This is a genomic window from Paraburkholderia sp. 40 (assembly GCF_050434105.1).
Lineage (GTDB): Bacteria > Pseudomonadota > Gammaproteobacteria > Burkholderiales > Burkholderiaceae > Paraburkholderia > Paraburkholderia tuberum.
In genome coordinates, this window is record NZ_JBNPVY010000004.1 from 4,424,434 (window position 1) to 4,442,162 (window position 17,729).

Consider the following 17,729-nt stretch of genomic DNA (forward strand, 5'->3'; position numbering starts at 1 on the left):
TTTAAGTGGAACGTCCGGGGCAGTCATGCTGCCAATTTGATCGCAGGCAGCGTCGCGAAGTATGCCTCATCCGGCGTGCGGTCTTCCAGACTCGAATGAGGTCGTCTCTGGTTGTACAAGCCGTCAACACAACGCCCATATCGGCGAATCAAAGGAGGTTCTCTACCGCTGGCACCCGTGGTACGGGCACACGGTATGGATTTTCACCACGATAGAGAGGAAGAACGCCGGGTCAGTGCTGCGCTGTGGGCGAGAGCCGTTCGACACGGCGGGCTTGCTGGAGGTGCCGCAATGGATGTTCGATCCCGTTGCCTGCTGTCGCATTACCTCGGCAACGTCTCCCGCCGTCAGCTGTGAAGCATTGAGGGAACTGAAGTACCTGTTGGCGCAGGCGCCTGCTGCCACGCCGCGCGGTATGGTACAAGCCGAGCACCATCCTTTGCTCCGTACAGGAGGTGCTGATGCGACGCCAGACAAACCCCCAACCGGGCGGTCAACTCGACCTGTTCCGTCTCTTTCCGAAGACACCACAATGGGAGCACCTGCCGCAAGAGGTCCGGCAGCAGACGGTGCGTTTGCTGGCGCAGCTGCTGCGGCAACACCGTCGCGGGCTGCTCGCCGCCGTACACGAGCCGGAGGTGCGCGATGAGTGACAAGATTCGGGCGCAGCATCTGGCGCGCAAGGCCATGCTGTACGTGCGCCAGTCGTCGGCCTACCAGGTCAGCCACAATCTGGAGAGCCAGAAGCTGCAGTATGCGATGCAGGATCGTCTGCATCAGTTGGGCTGGAACGAGATCGAGGTGATCGACGAGGATCTGGGACGCTCTGCGGCCGGAACGCAAACGCGCACGGGCTTCGAACGGATGGTCGCAGAGGTCTGTCTTGGGCACGTCGGCGCAGTTGCCGCTCGCGAGGTTTCACGATTCGCGCGCAACAGTCGCGAGTGGCAGCAACTGGCTGAGGTGTGCCGCGTCGTCGACACGGTGCTCGTCGATCAGGAGACCGTCTACTCACCGCGGCAGAGCAACGATCGTTTGCTGCTCGGCTTGAAGGGCAGCCTGAACGAATACGAGCTGGATCTGTTGCGTCAGCGTTCGCTCGAAGCTCGTCGGGAGAAGGCCAAACGCGGCGAACTCATTGTCGCGGCGCCGGTGGGTTACTGCAAGACCGAAGACCAGCGCCTGGAGAAGGATCCGGATTTGCGCGTGCAGGACGCCATCCGCTCAGTATTCCGCCAGTTCGGCGCGATTGGTTCGGTGCGTCAGACGTTGTTATGGTTCCTGGAGCACGGCCTGCAGTTGCCGGCATGCATGCCGCGCGGCGAAATCCAATGGAAACGGCCGAGCTACGGCACGGTGTACCGGATCCTGACCAACCCGATCTACGGTGGCACGTATGCCTATGGCAAAACCGAATGCGCGATCCATTACGAGGCTGGGGAACCACGCAAACGTGATCGCCGCAAACCACGGGATCAGTGGCTTGCGCTCATTCCGAATGCCCACGAAGGGTACGTTGACTGGGACGAATTCGAACGGATCCAGTGTGCCATTAGCGGCAACCTGCGTCTGGCCGGACACGCTGGCGCCCCGAAGAACGGTGAGGCCCTGCTGGCGGGACTATTGCGCTGCAGGCGCTGCGCGAGCAAGCTGACGCTACACTACACTACACGGGTAACAGGCACGACGCCTTGCGCTATAGCTGTCATCGCGGCTGGATGGACAAGGGGCAACCGCGTTGTATTGCGTTCGGTGGCACACGCGCGGACGCGGCCATCGCCGAGGCGGTCTTGCAGGTCGTTCAACCGGCGGCAATTGAGGCAGCAATCGTGGCGCGCGAAGAAGAGACCCTGAAGCAGGACGAAGTGCTGGCCGCGTTGCAGCGGGATCTTCAGGCTGCACGCTACGCCGCGCAACGCGCGCAGAAACAGTACGATGCTGCTGACCCCGAGAACCGGCTCGTCGCCGACGAACTGGAGCGGCGCTGGAATCATGCGCTACTACGCGTAGAGGAACTGGAATCGCGTATCGAGCAACAGTCGCGCACATCCGGCCAGATACCGCCTACCCAGCCAGAGGAGTTTGCCGATCTTGCCACTGCATTGGAATCGATCTGGCCGCAGGCCGACGCCCGCCTGAAGAAGCGCATAGTGCGCACCCTGATCCACGAAGTCGTCGTTGACGTTGACGACGCAACGAGCGAAATCGTGCTCGTCATTCACTGGAAGGGCGGAGTACATACCGAGATTCGCGTGCCGCGGCGGCGCCGCGGAGAGAACACTACGCATACGTCACGTGAAGCAATTGATGCCGTGCGCCAGCTTGTCCGTATCTGTCCGGATCTGGTGATCGCCGGCGTACTCAATCGCAATGACCTGCGAACCGGCCGGGGTAACTTCTGGACCCAGGAGCGAGTCACCGCGTTGCGCAGCCACCATCAGATCCCGGTCCATTCGAGCGAACGACGTGCTGCTGAAGGATGGATGACGTTGACCGAGGCATCGGCGTTCATCGGTGTGAGCCCCGGAACGCTCAGGCTCGCAGTTGAGCGCAACAAGATCCCAGCCGAACATCCGTTACCCAACGGGCCATGGATCTTCAATCGCAATTCGCTGACCGGGGACGCAGTTACCGAACTCGTCGGACGGGCTCGCGCACGGCGTGGACACCCCACAATACCAACGACACAACAGGGCTCTCTAGATTTATCAACAACATAGCGAGGTTGGGCAGTATGAAACGCACTTGTACAGATTGATGTAATCGCCGATTGAGCGCCGGGCGTGGCCGACCGATTCATAGGCTTTCAGATACACCTCTTCATATTTCACGCTGCGCCACACGCGTTCGACGAACACGTTGTCGCGCCAGGCGCCTTTGCCATCCATGGACAGGCGGATGCCCCGGCCGAGCACGGCCCCGGTGAACACTGTCGCGGTGAACTGGCTGCCCTGGTCGGTATCGACGATCTCAGGTTGCCCGTACTTTGCGAACGCTTCTTCCAACGCCTCGACAGCGTGCATCGCCTCCATCGTGATCGCTACGCGGTGGGCCAGTACCTTCCGGCTGGCCCAGTCCACCACGGCGGTCAGATACACGAAGCCGCGCGCCATCGGGATATAACTCGTATCCAGTGCCCAGACCTGGTTTGCCCGATTGATCGTCATGCCCCGCAGCAGATACGGCCAGATCTTGTGCTGCGCATTGCGTCGGCTCGTGTTCGGCTTGCAGTACAGCGCCTCGATACCCATGCGCTTCATCAGCGTGCGCACGCGCCGGCGGCCAATCTCGTGTGCCTCGCGACGCAGCAGTCGCGCCAGCATCCGCGCTCCGGCAAACGGAAACTCCATGTGCAGTTCATCGATCCGGCGCATCAGCAACTGGTCTGCGTTGCTCACCGGTTGCGCCCGGTAATACACGCTCGATCTTGCGATACCAACGAGTCGCGCCTGCTGCGAGACCGGCAATGCGTGCGTACGATCGATCATCGCTTTGCGCTCAGCAATCCCGCCTTGTTGAGCGCGCCGCTTAAAAAATCGTTCTCCAGCGTGAGCTGGCCGATCTTCGCATGTAGCTCCTTCAAATCGACTTGCGGCTCGCTCGACGCCGTGCCGCCTGCGCCAAACACGTCGGCGGCACGTTCCTGCAACTGCCGCTTCCATTCGGTGATCTGGTTCGGGTGCACATCGAACTGCTGCGCCAGTTCGGCTAGCGTCCGCTCACCCTTGACCGCCGCCATCGCCACTTTCGCTTTGAACGCGGCTGAGTGCGTCCGTCGGGTTCTCTTCGTCATCTTCCTGGTTCCTTTGTCGGCATTATCGCCGGCTCAGGCCCCGAGCGTTCCACTTATCCGACTGTCCGAATTTGCGCGGCCATCTCTCTGGCCAACGTGCGGCCGCAATCATGAGCCTCATCCGCCCAGCGCAACTCAACGGTCACGAACCCCACGCATATTTGAAAGACATCGGGACACGGCCGCCCACCCACAGGGCAAGCGACATCGCCGCATTGCTGCCACATAACTGGCAACCTCTTACCGCTGTCGCCTGATTCACCGTTCGTCAACGTGGGTTCACCAGCCGCTTACCGCACGCACGCAAGGTGCCGGATCATACGGAAGTTGCCTGTCCCTGCCACGGAAACGCGGCCAGCACCTGCCGCATCGCCATATCGAAGGGCGTGCGTCGGCCGATTCCGAGTACCTCTAAACGGCTCGATGCCAGATGACAGTTGTGCGGGCGCGGCGTCGCGTCGGTTGGTGTGCGCTGGGGCGTCAGACGCGCGTCGAGTTGCAACGCTTCTGCCAGGCGCACGGCGATCTCGTACTTGTTCATCGGTTCGTCGCCCGACCATTGCACGATGCCAGAGACCGTTTCGCCGCGCGCGTGCCGCTCGAGCATCTGTCGGATCACGAAAGCGACATCGGGCGTGAACGTAGGATAGCGGATCGCCCAAGCGTCCATCCTGGCAGCCCGGGCCCCCGGCGCCGCCGCCGCTGCAATCGCCGGCACGAGGCTAGTCACGGCCGATTCCGACCAACTGACGATCGGACCATATAGCAGCGGCAGACGCAGCACGCATCCGCCCTCGGCCGTGTCGGTCAGCGCTCGCTCGCCTTCGAGCTTGCTCTGTCCGTACGCGTTCAGTGGCGCAGGTGTGCTGTCGTGACGATAGGGCGGGTGCGTGCCGTCGAACACGTAGTCAGTCGAGATCGACAGTGTCCACGCGCCGTGTCGGTTCGCAGCCCCGGCGATCATTCGCACGGCATCGACGTTCAGCGCGCGAGCAAGCGCCGGATCGCGCTCGCATACATCGGGACGGCGCTCCGCCGCGGCAATCACGACGGCATCAGGCGCTACGCGGTCGATGAAACGCTCGACCGCAACGCTATCGCGAACATCCAACGCGACCATTCGCGGAGACGTTCGGCTATATGCGGTGGAGACGGTCTGCCAGCCGGTCTGGCGCGCGAGTTCGTCGTTGAGCGCGCGGCCGAGCAATCCGGAACCACCTATTACGGCAACCTTGAACATGCGCGGCACCCTCAGCGCACAGACGTGACCGTGTATCCGGCCTCGTCAATCGCGGCCTTCAGCGCATCGACGGGTTGCGCCGACTCCACGAGCACGCGGCCGGTCGCGAGATCCACCTGAACCTGCGCGGCGGCGTCGTGCTCGCGAATCGCGCTCGTGACAGCGGCAACACAGTGCTGGCAGCTCATGCCTTCTACATGGAGTTCGATTGTCATTGCAAAGACCTCGGCGGAATCAGATTGCGGATAGTTGAATTATGCCTGCCGTACCTTGTTTGGGTAGCTGACCTTCCCACCATGGGAAGGTGTAGGATCGATTGCAGTTCAGCCGCAACCTTGGGGAAACAGTCATGAACATAGGCGAAGCGGCCCGCGTATCGGGCGTTACGGCAAAAATGATCCGCTACTACGAAAGTGTCGGCCTATTGACTGCGAAGGCGCGCACGAGTGCCGGTTATCGCGTGTATGGCCAGCAGGAAGTGCATTCCTTGCGCTTTATTCGCCAGGCTCGTCGGCTCGGATTTCTGGTCGAGGATATCCGGCGGCTGCTTGCTCTATGGCACGACCGCTCGCGTGCAAGTGCCGAAGTAAAGCGGATCGCGCTCGAACATGTCGCCGAACTCGATCGCCGCATCGCCGAACTGACGGACATGCGCGACACTCTCGCGCATCTGGCCGATCATTGCCATGGTGATGACCGGCCAGATTGTCCGATTATCGAACGACTCGCGGACACCGATCTTGTATCGGGACAAGGTTGCCGTCCGCTTTAGCGGCTAATCGAAGTGCAACCCAGCCTGCCGATTCTTAGGTCGAGCGATTCATGCACCGAAAGTGCGCATAAAAATTGCGAAAATGACGTCCACTTAAAGGACGCCTAGATGAATCCCAATAAAATCAGGAAATGCATTGCACCTTTCCAGTGCGCTATTCCAAAACGGAATGCACACCATGCGGGCATTTCACTGTTCAGATTGCACCTTAAAGCTATAATACGGGTTAACCCTTTTACGGGAAATCCCTGACGTCAAATCACCGGGGATTCGATCTGATCCTTGGAGAACGTCATGTTTGCATTCATTCTTGAGAAGCTCAGCACCTGGTTCGAAACCGCGGAACGTAGCCGTCGTGAGGCATATCTCGCCTCGTCGTCGGATATCGTTCAGCTCGAACAGCGCATCCGTTCACTCGAAACCACCGGCTATTCGCTGTAAGTTTCCGGTTTGAGTTTGACCTGGCGGCGCCTGCTTTTGCGCGGCCGTGCAGTACCAATGTCGAGCCCCGTCAAAGCGGGGCTTTGTCGTATCTGGACATCGAAATCCGCGTGTGCCTTCGACGTTTTTTCGAGTGAACGGCGCAAGAAGGCTGCTGATGGCGAATATCGACTAGCTTCGTAACGCGGCCCGCGGTAATGTAGGGCGTTTTTCGCGCAAGACGGCATTCATAACCAATCGGGCTGTCCATGTCCTCCGTCCGTTCGCTGCAAACTTTCCGAGCCGTGATGGCTGCCGCCACCATGGCGACGCTCGCCGCCCTCTGCGTCGCGTCGGACGCATTCGCGGTGTCCGATAACGGGCGTCCCCCCGTGATCCTCGATACGCTCGGCGGCGTCAATAATGGCCAGAGCGGTACCGTACTGCTGAGCTCGCCGCCTGCGCCGGAGCCGATCGTCGCCGCGCCGCCGATCGCGGCACCGGTCGAGCTGGCTCCGGAATCGTCGCCGACGTTCGTGGTCGCGCCGTATATCCAATTGCCGGCGGGTGGTGGCGCGCCGCCGCGGCCGATGCCTCAAGCGGTGACCCTTCCGCAATAGGTACCGACGGAGAGATCGTCGGCGGTGCTTCTGCACGGTCCCGTTTTTCCCCCATACGCCAGCTTGCCTCGCACCCGACAATCTCATTCGGGTTTGGGCGCATGGCGTCCGTGAAACCGTCCGACGACAATCGTTGCGCGCCTCGCCGCGTGAGCTTCGATCTCGGCATGTGCGCCTGCGTCACTGCTTCGAACGGAAAACACAACAAGGAGACGTCACCATGCTCAATCAATGGATGCAGCGTGCGACGCGCGCCTGCGTGATGCTGCTCGCACTGGCTGCGTTGCCCGGCGCTGGGTTCGCGAAGGACACGCCGGAAATGCCGACACTGACGATGGCCGTGGGCGGCTTACCTGGCCTGTACTATCTGCCGGTCCTCGCCGCACAGCAGCTCGGCTACTTCAAGGACGAAGGCCTGAACGTCACGCTCGAAGATTTCGCGGGCGGCTCGAAAGCGCTCGAAGCGGTGGTGGGCGGCAGCGCCGAAGTCGGCGCGGGCGCGTTCGAGCACACGTTGTTCATGCAGGCGAAGGGTCAGCACTATCGCGCGTTCGTGTTGATGGGCCGCGCACCGCAGATCGTGATCGGCGTGGTGAAGTCGAAGGCCGATCAGATCAAGTCGCTCGCGGACTTCAAAGGCGCGAAGGTCGGCGTGAGCGCACCGGGTTCGTCGACGGATCTCGTGCTCACCGTTGCGTTGCGCAAGGCCGGCGTGCAGCGCAGCGACATTTCCGCGATCGGGGTCGGCAGCGGCGCGACGGTGCTGGCCGCGGTGGGCAGTGGGCAGATCGACGCGCTGTCCAATGTCGATCCAATGATGACCAAGCTCACGCGTAGCGGCGCCATCAAGGTGCTTGTCGATACGCGCACGGTGAAAGGCACGCAGGAGGTGTTCGGCGGCATGATGCCCGCGGCGACGCTTTACGCGGCCGAAAGCTTCATCCAGAAAAATCCGAAGACAACGCAGGCGCTGACCAACGCGATCGTGCGTGCGAATCATTGGCTGCAGACTGCGAGCGACGCGGATCTGCTGAAGATGGTGCCGCAAGCCTATCTATTGGGCGACCCGACGCTCTATCTCGACGCCTTTCACAACGTGCGCGACGCGTATTCGCCGGACGGACTGATGCCCGCTGATGGCCCGGCGACGTCGCTGCGCGCGTTGTCGTCGTTCGATAGCCGGCTCGATCCGAAGAAGATCGATCTGAGTGCTACCTATACGAACCAGTTCGCGAGCAAGGCGGCCGCGCAGTTCAAGTGAGCGTATGCGGAGATCGGGTTGCGCAAGACAGGTGACGGGGAACCGCGCGCGGCACGCTCACGCGCCGCTCATCACGTTCAATTGCCGCGATATTCGACCTTGAACGTCGCAGCCTTGTCCTCGCCGAGCGTTTTGACGAGCCATGGCATCTGATCCTTCAGCGTCTTGGCGAGCGTATACGGCGGATTCAGGATGAACATGCCGCTACCGAACAGCCCATAGCCGTCTTCCGGCGGATTGCTGACGGTCAGGCTGACGTGCAGCCAGTTGTCCTTCTGCAACTGCTTCAGTTGATCGGGAAAGCGCTGCGACTCAGGGCGCTTGACCTGCGGATACCAGACCGCATACGTGCCGGTCGGAAACCGCTTCAGACTTTCCTCGACACAGCGCAGCGTGCGCCCGTAATCGCGCTTGTCTTCATACGACGGGTCGAGCAGGATCAGCGCGCGGCGCGGCGCGGGCGGCAACAGCGTGAGAATCCCGTCGAAGCCGTCGCCCGCATACAGCATTGCGCGTCGGCCCGCGTCGCGAAAATTGTGGCGCAGCACGTCGATTTCGGTGCTGTGCAATTCGAAGAGCCGCATACGATCCTGCGCGCGCAGTTGTCGCCACGCAAGATATGGCGAGCCCGGATAAAAATGCAACTGGCCATCGGCATTGAGCGCGCTGACTTCATCGACATATTCGGCGAACAGCGGCGGGAGATCGTTGCGGCCCCACAGTTTCGCAATACCCGTCTCGAACTCGCCGGTCTTCGTCGCGTAGCCTTCCTTCAGCGAGTAAACGCCGGCGCCCGCGTGCGTGTCGATATACCAGTAGGCCTTGTCCTTCTGGCCAAGGTAGCGCAGGAGCTGCAACACGACGGCGTGTTTCAGAACGTCGGCGTGATTGCCGGCATGAAAGGCGTGGCGGTAGCTGAGCATGATGAGAGGACGCTGAGAGAGCGCAGGCTGGCCCGAAGGAGCCGGCGACGCGCGGTCGCGTATTGTACGCGACCGCGCGTGCCCGGTTAGCCAACCGGTGCGTGGCGCTGCGCGCGCGATTACTCGTGCGCGTCGCCGATGATCTCCTCGATCCGCTGCTTTATCTCCGGCGTGATGCTCTTGGCCACCTCGGCGGACTGCATGTTTTCGCCGATCTGTTCGACCCGCGAGGCGCCCGTGATCACCGTGCTGACATTCGGATTCTTCAGAATCCATGCGATCGCGAGCTGACCGACCGTGCAGCCGAGCTCGTCGGCGACCGCGCCGAGCTGGCCGACCACGTTGTTCCGGGTCGGGTCCGTGAGCTGCTGACGCAGCCAGTCATAGCCCTGCAACTGCGCGCGACTGTCGGCTGGCACGCCGTCACGATATTTGCCGGTGAGCAGACCCGATGCGAGTGGGCTCCACGTGGTCAGGCCGAGGCCGATGTCCTCGTAGAGCCGTTTGTATTCCTGCTCGACGCGTTTGCGGTGAAACAGGTTGTATTGCGGCTGCTCCATGACCGGCTTGTGCAGATGATGCCGCTCGGCGATTTCATAGGCGGCGCGAATCTCGTCGGCGTTCCATTCCGAGGTGCCCCAGTAGAGCGCCTTGCCGCGCGCGATCATGTCGCTCATTGCCCACACCGTTTCCTCGACCGGCGTGTTCGGGTCCGGACGATGACAGAACACGAGATCCACATAGTCGAGCTGCAGGCGCTTCAGCGACGCGTCGATCGCGTTCATCAGGTACTTGCGGTTCAGCGTGTGGTACTGGTTCGGCGCTTCGTTGAGTCCCCAGAAGAATTTCGTCGACACGACGTAGCTCACGCGCGGCCACGCAAGCTCCTTCAACGCATGGCCCATGATCTCCTCGGATTTGCCGCCCGCGTAGACTTCGGCGTTGTCGAAGAAATTGACGCCCGCGTCGCGCGCCGCGGCAAGCGATTCGCGCGCGGCGCGGTGATCCACCTGGTTGCCGTACGTGACCCATGAGCCGATGGACAACTCGCTCACTTGCAGGCCCGAGCGGCCCAGACGTCGATAATTCATGCATGTCTCCTGGTTGGTGATGCCACGGGAATGGAGCCCGGATTCAGCCCGAAAGCGTCCAGTTTAAAGAGATACGGTTCGATGTGCGTTTTACCTATGTCGTTCACAGGGTTCATGCACAATAGCAAAGTCGGCCGCCGCGCTGCATCCGCCGAACGGTCTATACCGTTTGGCCGACTTCTCGCCGCGCGCGGTCTCGTGGTCTCATTGCTCATCAACTGCATGGAGGTTCTGGATGTCGTCTCTGAACTCGAATCTGAACGGCAAGGTTGCCGTCGTCACTGGCGCCGCGAGCGGCATCGGCAAACAGATCGCGTTGACTCTGTCGGCCGCGGGTGCTGCGGTCGCGATCGCCGACCTGAACCAGGACGGCGCGAACGCCGTGGCTGAAGAAATCAGAAAGGGCGGCGGTAAGGCAATCGGCGTGGCAATGGACGTGACGAACGAAGATGCCGTCAACCAGGGGATCGACAAGGTCGCCGAGGAATTCGGTTCGATCGACATTCTCGTTTCCAACGCCGGCATCCAGATCGTCAATCCGATCGAAAACTATTCGTTCCCGGACTGGAAGAAGATGCAGGCAATTCACGTGGACGGCGCGTTCCTGACCACCAAGGCCGCGCTCAAGCACATGTACAAGGACAATCGCGGCGGCGTCGTGATTTACATGGGCTCGGTCCACTCGCATGTCGCCTCGCCGCTGAAGTCGGCGTACGTGACCGCGAAGCACGCTCTGCTGGGCCTGTCGCGCGTGCTTGCCAAGGAGGGCGCTGCGCATAACGTGCGTTCGCACGTCGTGTGTCCGGGCTTCGTGCGCACGCCGCTCGTCGACAAGCAGATTCCCGAGCAGGCGAAAGAATTCGGCATCAGCGAAGAGGAAGTGATCAAGCGCGTGATGCTGGGCGGTACCGTCGACGGTATCTTCACGACGGTCGAAGACGTCGCGCAGACCGTGCTGTTCCTGTCGACATTCCCGAGCGCGGCGCTGACCGGCCAGTCGTTCGTCGTGAGCCACGGCTGGTACATGCACTAAGGGGCGGCCCATGGCGCAACGCAATCTGAAGCGGGCGCGGGTGGGCGTGTCGGGCGACGGGGAGGGCGCGGGTCCGTCGGTCGCCGCCCGCCCGCGCCGGCATCTCCGGTTGCCCAACTACGAAACCGTCGCGCTGATGCTGCAAGGCGGCGGCGCGCTCGGCGCCTATCAGGCCGGCGTCTTTCAGGGACTTTACGAAGCCGGCATCGAACCGAACTGGATCGCGGGCATCTCGATCGGTGCACTGAATACGGCGATCATTGCGGGCAATCCACCGGAACGACGCGTCGAGCGTCTGCTGCAATTCTGGGAGACGATCTGCCAGCCGGCGTTCGGGGCGCCCTTGCCGGCTCCGATCGAACACCTGCTGTTCAATTCGAGCGAAGCGGTGCGCAAGGCATTTACGGCAGCGCAGGCAATGAGCGCGATCGTCGAAGGGCAAAAGGGCTTTTTCGTGCCGCGTTTCCCACCGCCGTTGCCCACTGTGTCCGGTCCGCCGCAATTGGCGAGCTACTACGACACCACGCCGCTGAAGGCTACGCTCGAGTCGCTGTGTGATTTCGACCGGATTAATTCCGGCGAAATACGCGTGTCGGTGGGCGCGGTGAATTGCGGCACGGGCAATTTCGCGTACTTCGACAATACCCACACCACGCTCAGGCCCGAGCATTTCATAGCGTCTGGCGCGTTGCCCCCGGGCTTCGCGGCCGTCGAGATCGACGGTCAGTTCTATTGGGACGGCGGCCTGATGTCGAATACGCCGCTCTACGAGGTGCTCCAGTCCACGCCGCGTCGCGACACGCTCGCGTTTCAGGTCGACCTATGGAGCGCGATCGGGCCGGTGCCGGACAACCTCACCGACGTGCAGGGGCGCATGAAAGACATCCAGTATTCGAGCCGTACGCGTCTCGTGACCGACATGCTGCAGCGCTCGCAGCGTTTCCGCCACGTACTGCGCGAGGTGCTGGACCGTGTGCCAGAAGACCAACGCGACGATCCGTGGTGCAAGCTGGCCGAAGATCTGTCGTGTTCAAAGCGCTACAACGTGATTCACCTGATCTACCGGCACAAGGAATACGAAGGACACTACAAGGACTTTCAATTCGGTCTGTCGACGATGCGCGAGCATTGGCGAAGCGGTCTCGAAGATATTCTCCGTTCTCTCGAGCAGCCCGACTGGCTCGATATGCCGGAAAACGATGCCGGGTTCGTCACGCACGATATTCATCGGGATTCGCGCTGATTCCTCGCGGAGAGCCCCGACGCTGCGCCAACCAAGGCCGAACCGTCAGAAAATAAAAAAACGGCGCCCATTCAGAAAAGGGCGCCGTGTTTACAGGCGGTGGCAGCGGCGAACCTGCTGCACTTGCACGGCAAACCTCCGCGCTGTGAATCGCCTTACTTCAGCACGTGAGCAATTGCGGTGGCGACGACGCCGAGGTTGCGCGTATTGAGCGCAGCCACGCAGATGCGGCCCGTGCTGACCGCATAGATACCGAACTCTTCGCGCAGACGGTCCACTTGCGGTGCCGTCAGACCCGAGTACGAGAACATGCCGCGCTGTGCGTTCACGAAGCTGAAGTCACGATCAACGCCGCTTGCCTTCAGACGCTCGACGAGACCATTGCGCATCGCGCGGATGCGGTCGCGCATTTCGCCCAGTTCGCTTTCCCACGTCGCGCGCAGTTCCGGCGATGTGAGCACGGCCGCGACCACCGAGCCGCCGTGCGTCGGCGGGTTCGAGTAGTTGGTGCGGATCACGCGTTTCAGTTGCGACAGCACGCGCGCCGCTTCTTCCTTGCTCGCGGTGATGATCGACAGTGCGCCGACGCGCTCGCCGTACAGCGAGAACGACTTCGAGAACGACGAAGACACGAACACGTTCAGTTCCTGCGCCGCGAACAGACGCACGGCTGCCGCGTCCGCTTCGATGTTGTCGCCGAAGCCCTGGTAGGCGATATCGAGGAACGGCACGAGGTTGCGCGCCTTGACGACCTCGACGACCTGCTTCCACTGCTCGACGCTCAGGTCGACGCCGGTCGGGTTATGGCAGCACGCGTGCAGCACGACGATCGTGCCCGCCTCATAGCTGTTCAGCGCGCTCAACATGCCATCGAAGTTCACGCCGTGCGTCTGCGCGTCATAGTACGGATACGATTCGACGACGAAGCCCGCGCCTTCGAACAGCGCGCGGTGATTTTCCCAGCTCGGATCGCTGATCGCGACCTTGCTATTCGGATTCACGCGCTTCAGGAAGTCCGCGCCGATCTTCAGCGCGCCCGTGCCGCCCAGCGCCTGCGCCGTGACGACGCGGCCGGCCGCGATCAGCGGCGAGTCGTTGCCGAGCAGCAGCTTTTGCACGGCGGCATCGTAAGCGGCGATACCTTCGATCGGCAGATAGCCACGCGGCAGCGCGGCTTCGACGCGAGCCTTTTCCGCCTCGCGCACGGCGCGCAGCAGCGGAATCTTGCCTTCTTCATTGAAGTACACGCCAACGCCGAGGTTGACCTTGGTGGCGCGCGTATCGGCGTTGAAAGCTTCGTTCAGGCCCAGAATCGGGTCGCGGGGAGCAAGTTCGACGGCGGAGAACAGAGACATGATGGGTGGGCAGCAGTAGTGAAAAGAGGGCGGCTTCGCGCGCGAGCGGCCTCATCTGGGGCGTCTGCGGCGTTTCGGGGGTGGGCGTGAGTTCGACGAAACGCGAAAATCGGGGACGTCCGATGGACAGCGGCGAGCGAGCGCAACTTCGCATTGTAACGAATCCGGGCGCTTCTTTCGGACGACCAGACGCGCAAAAGGCGATTATTTGCTTGAAAAACAAGCACTGGAGAGCCATGTGGCAGTAAGGAATTCGAGCGGGCGTGGCGATGTCGACGGCGCGAACAGGCCGAGGTGCGCTGTCCATTGGCGCTGACTGCGCCACGATCACGCGTGGCGTGGAGGACACAGCCCGGCATGGGAGTTCGCGGTAAAGCCCGTCAGGGCGCGCAAGTCTGCAAAGGGCCATAACACACCGGCGCCCAGGGCCACCCTACGTAAGCCCGCTCGATCTTCGCTTTCCGCAACCCGTTAGAATGGTTCTTTGCCCAAGGCCCGGTGCCGCCCCTCATGTCCGAACACCATCTGACTGAAGCCGACGATACGCTCGACGAATCAAAATTCATCACGTTCGAAGGTTCGCCGTTCAAGCTCTACCAACCGTATCCGCCCGCCGGCGACCAGCCCACGGCCATCGACACGCTCGTCGAAGGCGTCGGCGACGGTCTCGCGTTCCAGACGCTGCTCGGCGTGACCGGCTCCGGCAAGACTTTCACGATGGCCAACACGATCGCGCGGCTCGGCCGCCCGGCGATCGTGTTCGCGCCGAACAAGACGCTCGCCGCGCAGCTGTATTCGGAGTTCCGCGAGTTCTTTCCGCGCAACGCGGTCGAGTACTTCGTTTCGTACTACGACTACTACCAGCCGGAAGCGTATGTGCCGCAGCGCGATCTGTTCATCGAGAAAGACTCGTCGATCAACGAGCATATCGAGCAGATGCGGCTGTCGGCGACCAAGAGCCTGATGGAGCGGCGCGACGTGGTGATCGTCGCGACGGTGTCGGCGATTTACGGTATCGGCAATCCGTCCGAATACCACCAGATGATCCTGACGCTGCGCACCGGCGACCGGCTCGGCCAGCGCGACGTCATCGCGCGGCTGATCGCGATGCAGTACAGCCGCAACGAAGCCGACTTCCAGCGCGGCTCGTTCCGCGTGCGCGGCGACACGATCGATATCTTCCCGGCCGAGCACGCCGAGATGGCGGTGCGCGTCGAGCTGTTCGACGACGAAATCGAAACACTGCAGCTATTCGATCCGCTCACCGGCCGCGTGCGACAGAAAATTCCGCGCTTTACCGTGTATCCGTCGTCGCACTACGTGACGCCGCGCGATACCGTGCTGCGCGCCGTCGAAACGATCAAGGCCGAGCTGCGCGAGCGCCTCGAATTCTTCTATAGCCAAGGCAAGCTCGTCGAGGCGCAGCGCCTCGAGCAGCGCACCCGCTTTGACCTCGAAATGCTGCAGGAGCTCGGTTTCTGCAAGGGCATCGAGAACTATTCGCGGCACTTCTCGGGCGCGGCGCCGGGCGAGCCGCCGCCGACGCTCGTCGATTACCTGCCGGCCGACGCGATCATGATGCTCGACGAATCGCACGTGCTGATTGGCCAGCTGAACGGCATGTACAACGGCGACCGCGCGCGCAAGGAAAACCTCGTCGACTACGGCTTCCGGCTGCCGTCGGCGCTCGACAACCGGCCGCTCAAGTTCAACGAGTTCGAGCGCAAGATGCGCCAGGTCGTGTTCGTGTCGGCGACGCCCGCCGATTACGAGAAGAGGACCGCGGGGCAGGTCGCCGAACAGCTTGTGCGTCCGACCGGCCTCGTCGACCCTGAAATCGAGGTGCGGCCGGCGCGCAGCCAGGTCGACGACGTGCTTGGCGAGATCAACGAGCGCATCAAGGCCGGCGACCGCGTGCTGGTCACGACGCTGACCAAGCGGATGGCCGAGCAGCTCACCGAGTTCCTGGCCGACCACGGCATCAAAGTGCGCTATCTGCATAGCGACATCGACACGGTCGAGCGCGTCGAAATCATCCGCGATCTGCGTCTCGGCGCGTTCGACGTGCTGGTCGGGATCAACCTGCTGCGCGAGGGGCTCGATATTCCCGAGGTGTCGCTCGTCGCGATTCTCGACGCGGACAAGGAAGGCTTCCTGCGCGCCGAGCGTTCGCTGATCCAGACCATCGGCCGGGCGGCGCGTAACGTGAACGGCAAGGCGATTCTGTACGGAGACAACATCACGGACTCGATGCGTCGCGCGATCGACGAAACCGAGCGGCGCCGTACGAAGCAGATCGCGTTCAACGCCGCGCACGGCATTACGCCGCGCGGCGTCGTGAAACGGATTCGAGACATCATCGATGGCGTGTACAACGTCGACGAAGCGCGCGCCGAGTTGAAGGAACAGCAAGCCCGTGCGAAGTTCGAGGACATGTCCGAGAAGCAGCTCGCCAAGGAGATCAAGCGTCTCGAAAAGCAGATGATGGAGCACGCGAAGAATCTCGAATTCGAGAAGGCCGCGCAGACCCGCGACCAGCTAGCGCTGCTGCGTCAGCGCGTGTTCGGCGCGAACGTCGGCGACCACGTGTCGGGCGTCGAATAGCTAGCGTCCCTCCACCGCTTTTGTCCACCACGAAGGGGCGCGGCCATTCGCCGCGCCTGTTCACATCAGCCAGTGCTCAAGCTGCCGGTGAAGCCGTTGGCGCGGGACGTCTTGGCTGTGACTAATTCTGTTTCCGTTTCCTCCCCCGCACGAAGGTTTTCTTAAGCGGACCTTAAGACACTGCTGTCATTAGGCAGAGCATGCTGACAGGTTTGTTCTCGTCAACGATCGATGATAAACTCGCCCAATATTGAGAATGGTTCGCATTTAAATTTACACCTGACTTGCGACCGCAGTGTTTCAATGAAATCGATCCAGTCTGATAGAAACAAGGAGCTTCAATGCGGATTTCTTCCTTTGTGCGCGGTGGCGCGGCAGCGGTAGCTGCTGTCGCGGCGCTGTCGGTCTCGGCCGCCGAATATCCGATCGGCAAGCAGCAGATCCAGGGCGGCATGGAAATCGGCGCGGTCTACCTGCAGCCGATCACGATGGAACCTGAAGGCATGATGCGCAAGGCGTCGGATTCGGACATTCACCTCGAGTCCGACATCCACGCGGTCAAGAACAATCCGACCGGTTTCGCCGAAGGCGACTGGATGCCGTATCTGCAGGTGCGCTACGAACTGACGAAGGCCGGCTCGAACCAGCCGTTGAAGGGCGACCTGATGCCGATGGTCGCGAACGATGGTCCGCACTACGGCGACAACGTCAAGCTGCAAGGCCCGGGCAAGTATCACCTGAAGCTGATCGTCGAACCGCCGATGCAAATGGGCCACATGGCGTTCGGCCGTCACGTCGACAAGGAAACCGGCGTGGGTCCGTGGTTCAAGCCAATCACGCTCGAATACGACTTCACCTTCGCAGGCATCGGCAAGAAGGGCGGTTACTGATCGGTGCGCGGTGCCAATGCGTCGCTCAACGTATCAGTGAATGCAGCAGACGGCGCGCGGACAGTCGGAGTCATATCTGGCGTTGGCGCGTCGCGTTTTCCGGAAAGGACAATGAGAATCAACCGAAAGATCGCGATGCTTGCCGCCACGTTTTGCCTGGCGGCCACGGCTCATGCAGCCGACCTGCCGACCTTCAAGCTCGAAATGAACGACGGCAAACTGAACCCGGCCCGCATCGAAGTGCCGGCAGGCCAGCGTATCAAGATCGAAGTACGCAACACCGGCAAGGGCGCGGCCGAATTCGAAAGCGTGCAGTTGCGTAAAGAGAAGGTTCTGGCGCCGGGCGCCGATTCGTTCGTCGTGATCGCTCCGCTGGAGCCGGGCGAATACAAGTTTTTCGACGACTTTCACCAGCAGGCGCAGGGCGTGATCGTCGCGAAGTAAGCAGTGGTCTCGATCGAATGAGAACGCGAACTCGCCACGG

Annotated in this window: 17 protein-coding genes and 2 pseudogenes; 13 read left to right on the forward strand and 6 right to left on the reverse strand. The window is 61.8% G+C overall.

The annotated features are described in order from the left end of the window. Window positions 1–461: 461 nt before the first annotated feature. The 3 genes from OKW28_RS42330 to OKW28_RS42340 are packed head-to-tail and all read left to right on the forward strand — an operon-like array spanning window position 462 to window position 2,720. Window positions 462–653, forward strand: a complete 192-nt coding sequence (locus OKW28_RS42330) for a hypothetical protein (RefSeq protein WP_187639681.1) — start codon at window positions 462–464, stop codon at window positions 651–653. Then, on the forward strand, window positions 646–1,854 hold the full coding sequence (locus tag OKW28_RS42335; protein WP_429454288.1) for a recombinase family protein: 1,209 nt from the start codon (window positions 646–648) through the stop codon (window positions 1,852–1,854). The genes OKW28_RS42330 and OKW28_RS42335 overlap by 8 nt, the downstream gene beginning before the upstream one ends. Further along, a complete protein-coding gene (locus OKW28_RS42340; RefSeq protein ID WP_429454289.1) occupies window positions 1,830–2,720 on the forward strand; it encodes a hypothetical protein in 891 nt (296 codons plus the stop codon). The genes OKW28_RS42335 and OKW28_RS42340 overlap by 25 nt, the downstream gene beginning before the upstream one ends. Window positions 2,721–2,747: 27 nt before the next feature. Here OKW28_RS42340 and OKW28_RS42345 read toward each other — a convergent pair. Further along, window positions 2,748–3,793, reverse strand: a pseudogene (locus tag OKW28_RS42345) (IS3 family transposase); the annotation flags it as partial. Window positions 3,794–3,879: 86 nt separating this feature from the next. Here OKW28_RS42345 and OKW28_RS42350 point away from each other — a divergent pair. Continuing rightward, window positions 3,880–4,050: pseudogene (locus OKW28_RS42350) on the forward strand (transposase domain-containing protein); the annotation flags it as partial. A gap of 59 nt (window positions 4,051–4,109) precedes the next feature. On the opposite strand, the gene OKW28_RS42355 reads toward OKW28_RS42350, so the two are convergent. Further along, window positions 4,110–5,033: a dTDP-4-dehydrorhamnose reductase family protein gene (locus OKW28_RS42355; protein ID WP_429454290.1), complete on the reverse strand. Its 924-nt coding sequence runs from the start codon at window positions 5,031–5,033 to the stop codon at window positions 4,110–4,112. An 11-nt stretch (window positions 5,034–5,044) separates the two neighbouring features. Beyond that, window positions 5,045–5,248, reverse strand: a complete 204-nt coding sequence (locus OKW28_RS42360) for a heavy-metal-associated domain-containing protein (RefSeq protein ID WP_090803824.1) — start codon at window positions 5,246–5,248, stop codon at window positions 5,045–5,047. A 134-nt stretch (window positions 5,249–5,382) separates the two neighbouring features. Here OKW28_RS42360 and cueR point away from each other — a divergent pair, with 134 nt between their 5' ends. The 4 genes from cueR (at window position 5,383) to OKW28_RS42380 (ending at window position 8,106) form a co-directional block, all read left to right on the forward strand. Continuing rightward, window positions 5,383–5,805, forward strand: a complete 423-nt coding sequence (gene cueR, locus OKW28_RS42365) for a Cu(I)-responsive transcriptional regulator (RefSeq protein ID WP_429454641.1) — start codon at window positions 5,383–5,385, stop codon at window positions 5,803–5,805. 294 nt (window positions 5,806–6,099) lie between these two features. Further along, window positions 6,100–6,246: a DUF3563 family protein gene (locus tag OKW28_RS42370; protein WP_429454292.1), complete on the forward strand. Its 147-nt coding sequence runs from the start codon at window positions 6,100–6,102 to the stop codon at window positions 6,244–6,246. A gap of 287 nt (window positions 6,247–6,533) precedes the next feature. Continuing rightward, window positions 6,534–6,845 (forward strand): hypothetical protein, encoded by a 312-nt coding sequence (locus OKW28_RS42375; RefSeq protein ID WP_429454294.1) that lies wholly within the window; start codon window positions 6,534–6,536, stop codon window positions 6,843–6,845. A gap of 220 nt (window positions 6,846–7,065) precedes the next feature. Then, window positions 7,066–8,106 carry an ABC transporter substrate-binding protein gene (locus OKW28_RS42380; protein WP_429361808.1) on the forward strand — a complete coding sequence of 347 codons (1,041 nt, stop codon included), beginning with the start codon at window positions 7,066–7,068 and terminating at the stop codon, window positions 8,104–8,106. A gap of 77 nt (window positions 8,107–8,183) precedes the next feature. Here OKW28_RS42380 and OKW28_RS42385 read toward each other — a convergent pair whose 3' ends face one another. Both OKW28_RS42385 and OKW28_RS42390 read right to left on the reverse strand, forming a co-directional pair. Continuing rightward, on the reverse strand, window positions 8,184–9,029 hold the full coding sequence (locus tag OKW28_RS42385) for a 23S rRNA (adenine(2030)-N(6))-methyltransferase RlmJ (RefSeq protein WP_184032566.1): 846 nt from the start codon (window positions 9,027–9,029) through the stop codon (window positions 8,184–8,186). A 119-nt stretch (window positions 9,030–9,148) separates the two neighbouring features. Beyond that, window positions 9,149–10,120, reverse strand: a complete 972-nt coding sequence (locus tag OKW28_RS42390) for a potassium channel beta subunit family protein (RefSeq protein ID WP_429454296.1) — start codon at window positions 10,118–10,120, stop codon at window positions 9,149–9,151. A 235-nt stretch (window positions 10,121–10,355) separates the two neighbouring features. Between OKW28_RS42390 and OKW28_RS42395 the strand changes: the two genes are divergently transcribed. Both OKW28_RS42395 and OKW28_RS42400 read left to right on the forward strand, forming a co-directional pair. Continuing rightward, window positions 10,356–11,153, forward strand: coding sequence for a 3-hydroxybutyrate dehydrogenase (locus OKW28_RS42395; RefSeq protein ID WP_429454298.1), 798 nt, complete (start codon window positions 10,356–10,358; stop codon window positions 11,151–11,153). 10 nt (window positions 11,154–11,163) lie between these two features. Beyond that, a complete protein-coding gene (locus tag OKW28_RS42400) occupies window positions 11,164–12,396 on the forward strand; it encodes a patatin-like phospholipase family protein (RefSeq protein WP_429454300.1) in 1,233 nt (410 codons plus the stop codon). A 155-nt stretch (window positions 12,397–12,551) separates the two neighbouring features. On the opposite strand, the gene OKW28_RS42405 is transcribed toward OKW28_RS42400, so the two are convergent. Next, window positions 12,552–13,751 carry an amino acid aminotransferase gene (locus tag OKW28_RS42405; RefSeq protein WP_429454302.1) on the reverse strand — a complete coding sequence of 400 codons (1,200 nt, stop codon included), beginning with the start codon at window positions 13,749–13,751 and terminating at the stop codon, window positions 12,552–12,554. Between the two features lie 510 nt (window positions 13,752–14,261). Between OKW28_RS42405 and uvrB the strand changes: the two genes are divergently transcribed. The 3 genes from uvrB (at window position 14,262) to OKW28_RS42420 (ending at window position 17,689) form a co-directional block, all read left to right on the forward strand. Then, the gene (gene uvrB / locus OKW28_RS42410) at window positions 14,262–16,355 is read left to right on the forward strand and encodes an excinuclease ABC subunit UvrB (RefSeq protein ID WP_429454304.1); all 2,094 of its coding nucleotides are present in this window, start codon (window positions 14,262–14,264) and stop codon (window positions 16,353–16,355) included. 341 nt (window positions 16,356–16,696) lie between these two features. After that, window positions 16,697–17,245, forward strand: a complete 549-nt coding sequence (locus tag OKW28_RS42415) for an iron transporter (protein ID WP_429454306.1) — start codon at window positions 16,697–16,699, stop codon at window positions 17,243–17,245. A gap of 111 nt (window positions 17,246–17,356) precedes the next feature. Then, window positions 17,357–17,689: a cupredoxin domain-containing protein gene (locus OKW28_RS42420; RefSeq protein ID WP_018418640.1), complete on the forward strand. Its 333-nt coding sequence runs from the start codon at window positions 17,357–17,359 to the stop codon at window positions 17,687–17,689. The last annotated feature ends 40 nt before the right edge of the window (window positions 17,690–17,729 follow it).

What these genes read in the sequence shown, in the direction of transcription:
- OKW28_RS42415 (WP_429454306.1), top strand. Translation starts at nt 16,697, where the DNA reads ATGCGGATTTCTTCCTTTGTGCGCGGTGGCGCGGCAGCGGTAGCTGCT.
- OKW28_RS42355 (WP_429454290.1), bottom strand. Translation starts at nt 5,033, where the DNA reads ATGTTCAAGGTTGCCGTAATAGGTGGTTCCGGATTGCTCGGCCGCGCG.
- OKW28_RS42395 (WP_429454298.1), top strand. Translation starts at nt 10,356, where the DNA reads ATGTCGTCTCTGAACTCGAATCTGAACGGCAAGGTTGCCGTCGTCACT.
- OKW28_RS42360 (WP_090803824.1), bottom strand. Translation starts at nt 5,248, where the DNA reads ATGACAATCGAACTCCATGTAGAAGGCATGAGCTGCCAGCACTGTGTT.
- OKW28_RS42370 (WP_429454292.1), top strand. Translation starts at nt 6,100, where the DNA reads ATGTTTGCATTCATTCTTGAGAAGCTCAGCACCTGGTTCGAAACCGCG.
- uvrB (WP_429454304.1), top strand. Translation starts at nt 14,262, where the DNA reads ATGTCCGAACACCATCTGACTGAAGCCGACGATACGCTCGACGAATCA.
- OKW28_RS42335 (WP_429454288.1), top strand. Translation starts at nt 646, where the DNA reads ATGAGTGACAAGATTCGGGCGCAGCATCTGGCGCGCAAGGCCATGCTG.
- OKW28_RS42385 (WP_184032566.1), bottom strand. Translation starts at nt 9,029, where the DNA reads ATGCTCAGCTACCGCCACGCCTTTCATGCCGGCAATCACGCCGACGTT.
- OKW28_RS42375 (WP_429454294.1), top strand. Translation starts at nt 6,534, where the DNA reads ATGGCTGCCGCCACCATGGCGACGCTCGCCGCCCTCTGCGTCGCGTCG.
- cueR (WP_429454641.1), top strand. Translation starts at nt 5,383, where the DNA reads ATGAACATAGGCGAAGCGGCCCGCGTATCGGGCGTTACGGCAAAAATG.
- OKW28_RS42420 (WP_018418640.1), top strand. Translation starts at nt 17,357, where the DNA reads ATGAGAATCAACCGAAAGATCGCGATGCTTGCCGCCACGTTTTGCCTG.
- OKW28_RS42405 (WP_429454302.1), bottom strand. Translation starts at nt 13,751, where the DNA reads ATGTCTCTGTTCTCCGCCGTCGAACTTGCTCCCCGCGACCCGATTCTG.
- OKW28_RS42390 (WP_429454296.1), bottom strand. Translation starts at nt 10,120, where the DNA reads ATGAATTATCGACGTCTGGGCCGCTCGGGCCTGCAAGTGAGCGAGTTG.
- OKW28_RS42330 (WP_187639681.1), top strand. Translation starts at nt 462, where the DNA reads ATGCGACGCCAGACAAACCCCCAACCGGGCGGTCAACTCGACCTGTTC.
- OKW28_RS42380 (WP_429361808.1), top strand. Translation starts at nt 7,066, where the DNA reads ATGCTCAATCAATGGATGCAGCGTGCGACGCGCGCCTGCGTGATGCTG.
- OKW28_RS42400 (WP_429454300.1), top strand. Translation starts at nt 11,164, where the DNA reads ATGGCGCAACGCAATCTGAAGCGGGCGCGGGTGGGCGTGTCGGGCGAC.